This is a genomic window from Ferrimicrobium sp. (assembly GCF_027364955.1).
In the GTDB taxonomy this organism is placed as follows: Bacteria; Actinomycetota; Acidimicrobiia; order Acidimicrobiales; family Acidimicrobiaceae; genus Ferrimicrobium.
In genome coordinates this window covers 108,451-117,817 of sequence record NZ_DAHXOI010000004.1, presented here as the reverse complement: position 1 = coordinate 117,817, position 9,367 = coordinate 108,451, and the positions used below count along the sequence as shown (strand labels likewise).

At 57.6% G+C, this 9,367-nt stretch carries 7 protein-coding genes and 1 tRNA gene; 3 read left to right on the top strand and 5 right to left on the bottom strand.

Features of this window, described 5'->3' with window-relative positions:
• Positions 1-43: 43 nt before the first annotated feature.
• From M7Q83_RS04280 to M7Q83_RS04265, 4 genes are all read right to left on the bottom strand, one after another.
• Positions 44-1,567 carry an N-6 DNA methylase gene (locus tag M7Q83_RS04280; RefSeq protein WP_298335726.1) on the bottom strand — a complete coding sequence of 508 codons (1,524 nt, stop codon included), beginning with the start codon at positions 1,565-1,567 and terminating at the stop codon, positions 44-46.
• Positions 1,568-1,730: 163 nt separating this feature from the next.
• Positions 1,731-2,861: a DUF3048 domain-containing protein gene (locus M7Q83_RS04275; RefSeq protein WP_298335724.1), complete on the bottom strand. Its 1,131-nt coding sequence runs from the start codon at positions 2,859-2,861 to the stop codon at positions 1,731-1,733.
• 38 nt (positions 2,862-2,899) lie between these two features.
• The gene (locus tag M7Q83_RS04270; protein ID WP_298335721.1) at positions 2,900-3,838 is read right to left on the bottom strand and encodes an EAL domain-containing protein; all 939 of its coding nucleotides are present in this window, start codon (positions 3,836-3,838) and stop codon (positions 2,900-2,902) included.
• Positions 3,838-4,977: an EAL domain-containing protein gene (locus M7Q83_RS04265; RefSeq protein WP_298335719.1), complete on the bottom strand. Its 1,140-nt coding sequence runs from the start codon at positions 4,975-4,977 to the stop codon at positions 3,838-3,840. Before M7Q83_RS04265 ends, M7Q83_RS04270 begins: the two co-directional genes overlap by 1 nt.
• A gap of 186 nt (positions 4,978-5,163) precedes the next feature.
• Between M7Q83_RS04265 and M7Q83_RS04260 the strand changes: the two genes are divergently transcribed.
• A tRNA-Val gene (locus M7Q83_RS04260) sits at positions 5,164-5,240 on the top strand.
• A 529-nt stretch (positions 5,241-5,769) separates the two neighbouring features.
• On the opposite strand, the gene M7Q83_RS04255 is transcribed toward M7Q83_RS04260, so the two are convergent.
• Positions 5,770-7,341, bottom strand: a complete 1,572-nt coding sequence (locus M7Q83_RS04255) for an MFS transporter (RefSeq protein ID WP_298335717.1) — start codon at positions 7,339-7,341, stop codon at positions 5,770-5,772.
• A 295-nt stretch (positions 7,342-7,636) separates the two neighbouring features.
• Here M7Q83_RS04255 and M7Q83_RS04250 point away from each other — a divergent pair, with 295 nt between their 5' ends.
• Positions 7,637-8,818 (top strand): aminotransferase class I/II-fold pyridoxal phosphate-dependent enzyme, encoded by a 1,182-nt coding sequence (locus M7Q83_RS04250; RefSeq protein ID WP_298335716.1) that lies wholly within the window; start codon positions 7,637-7,639, stop codon positions 8,816-8,818.
• Positions 8,799-9,191 (top strand): metalloregulator ArsR/SmtB family transcription factor, encoded by a 393-nt coding sequence (locus M7Q83_RS04245; RefSeq protein WP_298335714.1) that lies wholly within the window; start codon positions 8,799-8,801, stop codon positions 9,189-9,191. Before M7Q83_RS04250 ends, M7Q83_RS04245 begins: the two co-directional genes overlap by 20 nt.
• The last annotated feature ends 176 nt before the right edge of the window (positions 9,192-9,367 follow it).

The window sequence follows — 9,367 nt, the reverse complement described above, 5'->3', positions numbered from 1 at the left end:
CCCCATCCCAAACCCCCAGACACCAATGAGACCTGCAAAGGTCTCATTGGTGTTTTGGGCCAAGCAAGCGCTGATGGGAAGATTGTCCAAGCCTGGGAAGCCACCAGGCGAGCAGCTCAGACCAGAGCGCATCGTCAATCTGGTACGCATCGCGAATCGCCCGAAGGTAAGGATCGAGGTTACCAGGCATCCACGGTGGCCAAAAACGCGCTGCTCGATCCCAGGCAACCCGCGTTATCGGTAACGGCACCTCTCCGAGATCCCGCGCCGAAAACTTCAATGCCTTCGGGCTTAAGGCCGTTCCTGCACAACGATGCTCCAGGAAACCAGCTGCCACTGGCGAACCGAGCGCAGCTGCGAGTAGCGACAATCCAACCGCTCGTTGATCCTTGGCAAAAAGGGAGATAACCGGCGTGAGCGGCACGGTGGTACCATCCCTGTCGACCCAGGGTGCTACCACTCGTTTCTGCGGTGCTATCACCAGCTTTGGCGTTAACAGCCCACGAAGCGATTTCTTCATCGTGCTCATCGCTTGCTCACTTAGAGCCGGGTAGAGAAAATGGCGTCCCCCGATGCGGACACTGCGGTGACCCCATTGCGGCTCATTCCAACCGAGATGTCCTACGGTGAGCACACGATGGAGTCGCTGCTCGTCAGCTGGTCGTCGTGCACTTGCATTGCGCTCATCGATGTCTGGGGTGGCTTCGCCTACCTTGGCAGCCACCTGATAAAACTCATCACGAAAGCCAGCGGTTACTCTCGCCACATCCTTCACACGCCCTCGCACCGAGAGCCCGAGTGCGGGAGACTCAGCTACCCACGAACCCCAACTGGCGCTACCCTCTCGGATTCCACCCGTACCGGACCACGCTGATTCTCGGACCAGCCTTCGTACCCAAAGGCACACCGTGATCACCGATGCATCGAAGGTTTCCTCAGGCAACCGATCGACCCGTAGCAGTTCTCCTTGCGAATCGATCCATCGACGGACCTCGGACGACCCTTCAGCGGATAGACAAGAGAGCGGTACAATCATGCCACAGACTCCGCCCACCCGTAGATGGTCAAAGGCACGAGCCAGAAAGTAGGTCGAAAGATCAGTGGTCGCCCTCGAAATCTCGCGATAGGTTTGCCGCAGCGTCGCCCAATCGACGCTATTGAAGCCCTCGAACCTACGCGAGCGCAGCCGAGGGCTCAAAAATGGAGGATTTCCGATCACCAGATCAAAGTCACCATACTGACGCGAGAGCTCAGTGTTCAGTGCGGGGTCGAGACCGTCCCCATGAATGATTCGGAGAGCATTTCCCTTCCCCAAGCCAGCGGATAGCTCGCGATCGGAACGTTGCGCTACCTCGGCATCCACCTCAACGCCTATCAAACGGATCGGACTCGGCAACGTTCGATCGGCTGCAACGAGAAAGGACCCGGCACCAGAGGAGAGGTCAAGTACCCGTCGCACCTCGAGATCATACTCTTCAAAGAAGGACCTCAACAGCTGGGTCGCTACCTCCACCGGTGTGAAATACATGCCATGGGCCCGTTCAACAAGGCTCCTGTCGTTGCTCATGACCATCCATGCAATCGGTTGATGACACCCTGGCGATCCACCCAACCGAGGTCTGGTCGATACCAGCACATGCACCCTGGCACGATCGGCACCGTCACCAGAACTTCACCTGCAACCCCATGGGCGAACTGCCCGAACTTGGTCGATCATCACGGTATCACAGCTACGGTGCCGGGGTCTCTGAGGCCTGGACCCAATTGGGAACCACCTCCACCCAAGTTTGCCCTGGCGCTAATGTGATCTGCTCGCCGTTAGCCAGATAATAGGTGGTCGGTTGTTCCAAGGTGCGTCGTTCCCAATGCCCTTTGAAGATCTCACCATTGCGCAAAATCCAAACAGGGCCTTGGCCAACCGTCTGCGAGTGTACGCCAAGGCTGTTGGGGCCGCTCTCGTTGTACTGACCAGGAGGCGCATTGACAAACTGCACCACGACATTGGTCGCATTCAGCTGCTCGCCTCCGTTGCCATAGGCAGGCTGTCCTGAATAGAAACGCAGGAAACGATCAGCGCTTGCGCTCCATTCCCAACTGACGTCCTCCGCCGCCGAAAATGGGAGAACTACCGTACCGACGCCGCTGCCACCTGCGGGGACTTGGGTCGAGAAGTTAAAAAGGCGAGGAGGCGGTGTCTTCGATCCTACCAGCGACCAAATCCCGGCGGGTGATCCATAAAGATTCTCCGGAGGAACGCGCGAGGTAATTCGCACAAATGGCGCTCCCACAAAGGAGAGCGCATCGATGTAGTGCAACCACCCTTGGGCCTTGACCCCTTGGATGTCGGGAATGATGCCACCAGCCGAGACCAAGATCGGATGGCCAAGTTGATGCACCACATGCCAGTCGACCCAACGAAGCGAACGGATCGGTCCCACCATCGGTGGGGACTGACACTGGAAGACAGCGATAAAACGAGTGATGCCTCCCTCCGCCTGGACCTCATAGACCACATCGGCCCCACTTAACCCACTCTGCGGTCGAGCACCAGGGTCATTACCCACTTTGATAGCAAGAGCAGGGCGCTGCGGAACTTGCCCATTGGGTGCCGGCAGATCCGTCAGTGGACATCGCGCGCTAGTGGAGGTCGTCGTCGCGGGCGGTGTTGATTGCACCGTCTTCGATGTCCTGACCGACTTATCCTTTGCAGGAACCCTTGCGTTTGGGCTGGTCCGCAACGAATCGAGGGTTACAGCGCCAATCACAATGACAACGATGGCAAGAACACCAAGAACCTTGATGAGTCTGACTCGTCTCTGTTGTCGCCCTTTTCGTCTTTTGGCACGCGCATGCTGAGCCATCCCACCTCCCCTAGTGGCACACCTCGTCGATGCCCGGCCTAACCACTCCGAGCGATGCCGACCAGGTCACCAAATTTCACCCAGCCTAGCTCGTAGCAGCCATCGGTGACCCTCGCGACGGCATCAAGAGATGCCACCCCATGTCGTAGCCACTGACTCAATGCATACGAAGCTGAATCCCCCACGTGAAGGACAAATGCCCCGCTGATCGGGATTGGCTGGTCGCGCAAGACTGCTCCGATCGAGTAACGTGAGCGCTCCACGAGCATGGGCTGCTCGAGGTACCCCTGCCAACCATCAATATCCTCTTCCATCAAGAGCTCGAGCTGCACCTCTTGCTCAACACCCACACCGATCACTCGCGCACCGACTCGATGCGCCATCATCGTCAAGTTTCTCACAATAGCGCGAACTGCACTCGAGGTCACCATCTCACTGACCAGGCGTCGATCCAACTTGACCCACTCGGGCTCGAGCGCTACGAGGAGCGAGAGTCCACCGTAACCAACGCCTGCATTGTCGAGCGCAATTTCGACACCGAGCCCTCGAAGCGGCCGGAGAGAATCGGCCAGTCCCTCTGGATCCCGGATGATACTCTCCTCAGAAATCTCGATGATCAGTCGGTCACTCCAAGGTGCGACGAGATCCTGCACCGCCGCAGTACCAACGATCGACGGAGATATGTTGACACTCAATCTCGCCTCTGTCTCTTCGGCGCCAAAGCGTTGAAGGAGCCGACTGAGCGTACAGAGCTCCAAGGTGACATCCAGCCCAAGGGCACCAGCACGAGCGAAAAGCTCCTTCGAGCCGACCCGCGGACTACGGGTCAGCCCCTCAATGGCCAGCAGCTGTGCCGAGTGGCAGGAGTTCACTGGCTCGAGCACTGTCGTCAGCTCCTCAGGTGCTGCCAACGTTCGACGAACCTCGGCCTCCCAGTCCCACTCACCAGTGCGGGCAATATCTATCTGCTTGACCATCACGACGCCTCCACGCCCTGTCGCTCTTGATCGCCACTAAGCAGGCGTTCAAGCCGCACAACACCAAGGACACGCCTGGTATGGTCGGTCACCACAAGGGGATCAAAGCGCGTCTCTACTCCCCTTGCCAAGCCCCTTCGCAGACACTCCCGGATGGATGAGCCACACGCAACCTCTGTGACATTCCTAACATGCTCGACTCCATCTGTTCCCCTCGACCAGAGGAATAGCGGTCGACCATAGTGATCGACGCCGATACCGTACGGCTGGTCAGGAAAACTCGTGCTACCGAGCGCTGTCGCAACTGACTCTGTGACCTCAGCGAGCTCTCGTCCAAGAGTGACGTTACGCTCCTTGCGGCTCGAGTGCGAAAGCTTCGCTGTGTTCACCCTTGGGAGTCCTGGCCCAGGTCGAGCAATCCAGTAACCCTGCCCAAGATCGATCCCCAGTCGGGAGGTTTCGTCGAACTCAGCCAGCGTTTCGATCCCCTCAGCGACAACCTTGATGCCCCTGGATCGTGCCGCAGCGACAAGAGTCGAGACGACGGCAGCCTTGGTTTCGGAGTGGTCGATATTCCCAATCAAGAATCGATCGATTTTGATCATATCGGGCTCAAGCTCATACATCAGCTCAAGACCTCCATATCCCGCCCCAGCATCGTCAAGGGCGATGCGGGCTCCGAGCGAACGATAGATCGCCAATTGTCGGCGGAGTTGCTTAGTTTCTGAGACGGGAATGTGTTCGGTGAGTTCAATGACGACTCGATGCAGCGGGGCACTGATGAGTGTGCGATGAATCTCCGCCATCCCTAAATAGATAGGTGAGACATTGACGTGGAGCACAAATCCGCGAGGCAAGAAACGCAATACCGCTAGCCCACGCTCGAGCGCAATCGCCTCCAACTCAGCTCCAAGTCCAAGCTCTGACGCCTCAACGAATAACTGTTCGGTAGAGATCGCCCCAGCAAAACGGGCAAGCGCCTCATAGCCAACGACACCACCATCGTCGAGAGAGACGATCGGTTGGGTGACGATCGCAAGGGTTGTCGGATCAGCAAGCGTTGACGTAATGACCTGAGCGAAGGGTATCTCAGCGAGATCGCTGACATCATTGCCTCGCCCCTCTAGCTCCTTCTCCATAACCCACACCTCATCCCATCCGTCATGCTGACCGCTTTTAGCCATTTCGGCAGAAAACACCGCGCCTTTAACATTCGACAAGGCCGTCCATGGGCGCTGTGGGCCAGCTCCCTCTCTGGGTTACCCAGAAACGGGAGACTCCGCGGGCCGTATCGAGCATTGCGGTCACTAGGATCTAGCTGTCGCGGGCGCTTAGCTCAGTTGGTTAGAGCGCAGCCTTCACACGGCTGAGGTCGGAGGTTCGAGTCCTCTAGCGCCCACCAAAAGTCCCTTACGACGATGAGTAGTCCTCATCTCCCAATCCCTACCAACACCAAAGTAGCTGGGCACGTTCGGGGACCTCGAGCACCATGACAGTGGGCCCCAAGGCTATGACGGTGGTCCTCAAGGCTATGACGGTAGCACCGCAACCGTCATACAGGTAGCGAGCCACCATCACACGATCCCGAACAGGTCAAGGGTGATCCGACACTCCTCGCGCCTACCACTAGGCGTCTCGGCACCCACTGGTGTTCGGCGGTGGCCCTAGTTATCAAAGCCCTTCGAGGGATATCCACCGCCATGGAACCTACTCTTGCACGTCCGTCTGGCCAAGGATACTTCACAACGACGAACTCTGGCGCGGCCACAATACTGGAACCTCGTCTGGACAGCAATCGCATCGGCACGCATGGTACGTCAAATCACCTGATCCAACACTCCAGCGATGTTCAGGGCAGAGATGCCGATGCCGTCAGCAATGGTGGATAGCAGCTCCACGGTGCTGACGGCATCGGCATAACCATCGGTCTTTCAGTCGCTGATCATCTCAGACTCTTGATCCTCAGATGGACGCTTGTTGCCGATCGCGAACCCCGTTACTGCCCCCAGAAGACTGACGGCGATGGCTACCACCATAGCAACATGAAGTCCCGACAGAAACGCAGCGTGGGATCCGTTGGTAATCGCCAGCTGCAGAGCAGGCGGAATGTGGGCGATACGTGGCACCGCGCCTTCGGCGACGAGTGGCTTGGCGGCCAGTATCTTCGGCGCTAGCGCACCCGGAACCCCAGCGTGGGTCAATTTTCCAACCAGTGTCGAGCCAACCCGATCAAGCAAGACCGAACCAAGAACAGAGGTCCCAATCACCCCGCCGATCTGGAGTGCCGTTGACTGGACCCCACCGGCAACACCTGCATCCTGTGAAGGAGCGTTGCCAACGATCGCGTCAGAGGTCGCCGTCAATACAAACCCAACACCGAGACCGAGAATGACGAACGGGATCGCCAACAGAAGATAGTTCGACGAGACCTCAAGACTCGTCAGCACCCAAAGCCCACCTGCCGATAGCAACATGCCAATCGTGACCGGAAATCTTGGACCAAAATGATGGTTAAGGACCGCACCAAGGGGAGCTGAGATAACGAACATCGCGGTAAGCGGTAGCAACCGTACTCCTGCCTCGATTGGCGTGTAGCCATGGACCTCTTGCAGATACAACGAGACAAAGAAGATCACGCCATAGAAGGCGAAGAAGTTCAAGATGACGCTGATGGTCGACATCGAGAGTGCGCGGCTCGCAAAGATCCGAAGTGGAACCAATGGGTTGGTGACTTTACCCTCCGCGAAGATAAAGAGCCCGGCGGCGACGATGGCCCCACCAAAGCAGGCAAGTGTCTTCGGATCTGCCCATCCCCAGGTCTGGGTCTTGATGAGCCCAAAAACCAGCAGGAACAACGAGGCAGCCAAGGTGACGATGCCCGGATAGTCCGGAGACTCGACATCGGTCTCTCTGCTTTCATGCAGCACGAGGACGCTGATAATGATGCCAATGATCGCGACCGGGACGTTCAAATAGAAAACAGATTGCCACGAAACATCCTGGACAAGCAGGCCGCCCACGATTGGGCCTCCTGCAATGGCGATGGCCGAGGTAGCACCCCACACCCCAATCGCAGTATTCAGCTTCTCCAATGGAAAAGTCTTACGCAAAATGGCCAAGGTATTTGGCATGATCAACGCACCGAAGGCACCCTGGAAGGCACGGAACGTGATCACCAGACCGATCGAGCCCGAAAGACCGACACCGGCGCTCGCGAGAGCAAACCCCGCCATGCCGATCAGATAAATTTTTCGACGACCAAGACGGTCACCGAGCTTTCCTGCCGGAATAAGCAAGACGGCGGTGACGAGTAGGTAGCCATTGGTCACCCATTGCAGATCCGCTAGGTTCGCGTGTAGGCCACGCGCGATGAATGGGTTTGCGATCGAGACGACCGTGGCATCGAGACCGACCATAATGACGCCAAAGGCGACCGCCACCAACGAAAACCACGGATTGCCTCGCAGTCGCCGCCTCCCAGGACCTTTCTCTACTACTTCCATCGTAACTCCTCTTTCCTACTCACTGTTCGCACGCATGGAACATCGTTTTTGCTAACACTGCCACCGTGGGAGTGATCCAACCATCCTTGATCGGATCCACACTTTTGTCAGTCACTGCCATTTCCAACCACCACCCTACCCGATTTGTTCCCACAGCTCGCCCCCTCTCAGTCCTACTGACGAGATTCGGGCAGCGCCATTGAGAAAAACCGTCGCGAGCTGGTTAAACGCTGTCATCCATTCGGTGGACAGACTCGCTACCAGGCAAACAATGGAGGCAATACACTGACCTATCATGTCACGCAACCCAAAACAATCAGCGCTCCAACCAGAGAGTATCGCTGCGGTTCGAGCCCGTCGGGCTCACTCAGTCAAGTGGCAACGCTATCCCCTCGACGTTGTGCCGGCCTGGGTCGCCGACATGGACTTCCCGCCGCCAGCACAAGCCCTTGAGTCAGGTATCGAACTGCTCCGCAACGGCGATACCGGCTATCCATCCTCAGATCTCGGTTCAAGCTATGAAGCGGCGTATCAGCATTGGTGCAAGGAGAGTTTTGGAACACAACCGCACCCACTGAAGACCGTCGCCGATGTCGTCGCCGCCCTACGCATCGTTGTGCTGGCTGTGACCGATCCAGGGGCTGGAGTCATCGTTTTGACGCCGAGCTATCCGCCCTTCTTCAATGTAGTCAAGGACGCACAACGGGAACTCATGGAAGTCCCAATGTCACAGGTTGACCAACAGTATCGCGTCGACCTCGAACGACTCGCCACGGCCGCCGCTGACCCGCGAGCACAGGCGATCATTCTGTGCAACCCACAGAATCCGACTGGGCGCATCTTCACAAAATCTGAGCTTGCTGACATCGCCACCATCGCTGACCGAGAGCACCTCACCGTCATCGCTGACGAGATCCACCAGGATCTCTTGAGCCACGGTAGCACCCACGTCCCCTTTGCATCACTGGAGAATGAGAGCGCCACCCGCGCGATCGTGCTCTCATCGCCATCCAAATCCTTCAACATTGCCGGGCTGAAGGTTGCACACATCGAACTGCCAAGTGATCGAGCGCAAAGGGCCCGCCTTGAAGCGAGCCCCCTCCTCGCACTCTCTCAGGCAACTCCGATAGGCCTCGCCGTTGGAGCCGAGGCGTACGAGACCCAGCGCAGTTGGTTGGATGAGGTTCGCCACCTCATCGATGACAACTTCACCATCATGGAAAAGAGCTACGCTAGCAATGAACTTGTATCCTTCACCCATCGCGAAGGCACCTATCTGCTCTGGGGAGAACTCCATCGATTACCGGAAGGCCAATCAGCCTATCAGTTCCTCCTTGATCGTGGGCGACTTGGAGTTGGAGCAGGAGAGGACTACTTGCCAGGCGCCCCCGAGTTCTTCCGTCTCAACCTCGCCGCCTGGCCATCAACTATCACTGCCATCATGGAAAGGATCAACGATGCGCTCGGTACCCTCTAGACCGTCAAAGTCCACACTCATCCAGGCACAGAGGGTGCTCGTACCTACCGAAGACATCCCTCATCTTGCCCGTTTCTTCTCCGCACTCGCCGACCCGACGCGCCTCAAGCTCCTCGTTGCCATCTATTCAGCTGGTCGCCTCGGAGCAACGGAGTGTGTGAAAGCATCGGGACTATCGCAAGGACGGACATCAGTACACTTGAGCTGCCTCACCGCCTGTGGGCTGATAGCGCAAGAACGTGTCGGACGCCGCAAGTATTACCGGATTGCGAGCCCTATCGTCCCTGAGATCCTCCAGTTGTCGCATACTGTAGTCGATGACAATATCGCGGCTATTCAAGGATGCCGAACCGCTCAACCAACCGCTTCCTAACACTGGGCCGCCGTGGAGCCAATTTGCGGTCTATCCATGATCGCCTCTGCATCGCGAAGCACTCGCATGACAACTCGACCGATCACCCTGGGCCAGCGCATGCCCCGTAGAGGCCGACGGCAGTTGTTCTTTGACGACTCTCGACACCCACCCCTTTGGCCACCCTCTCGCCACCC

Excerpts from the sequence above, each read along its gene's own strand:
- M7Q83_RS04280 (WP_298335726.1), bottom strand. The coding sequence starts at position 1,567 with ATGAGCAACGACAGGAGCCTTGTTGAACGGGCCCATGGCATGTATTTC.
- M7Q83_RS04245 (WP_298335714.1), top strand. The coding sequence starts at position 8,799 with ATGCGCTCGGTACCCTCTAGACCGTCAAAGTCCACACTCATCCAGGCA.
- M7Q83_RS04275 (WP_298335724.1), bottom strand. The coding sequence starts at position 2,861 with ATGGCTCAGCATGCGCGTGCCAAAAGACGAAAAGGGCGACAACAGAGA.
- M7Q83_RS04250 (WP_298335716.1), top strand. The coding sequence starts at position 7,637 with ATGTCACGCAACCCAAAACAATCAGCGCTCCAACCAGAGAGTATCGCT.
- M7Q83_RS04255 (WP_298335717.1), bottom strand. The coding sequence starts at position 7,341 with ATGGAAGTAGTAGAGAAAGGTCCTGGGAGGCGGCGACTGCGAGGCAAT.
- M7Q83_RS04265 (WP_298335719.1), bottom strand. The coding sequence starts at position 4,977 with ATGGAGAAGGAGCTAGAGGGGCGAGGCAATGATGTCAGCGATCTCGCT.
- M7Q83_RS04270 (WP_298335721.1), bottom strand. The coding sequence starts at position 3,838 with ATGGTCAAGCAGATAGATATTGCCCGCACTGGTGAGTGGGACTGGGAG.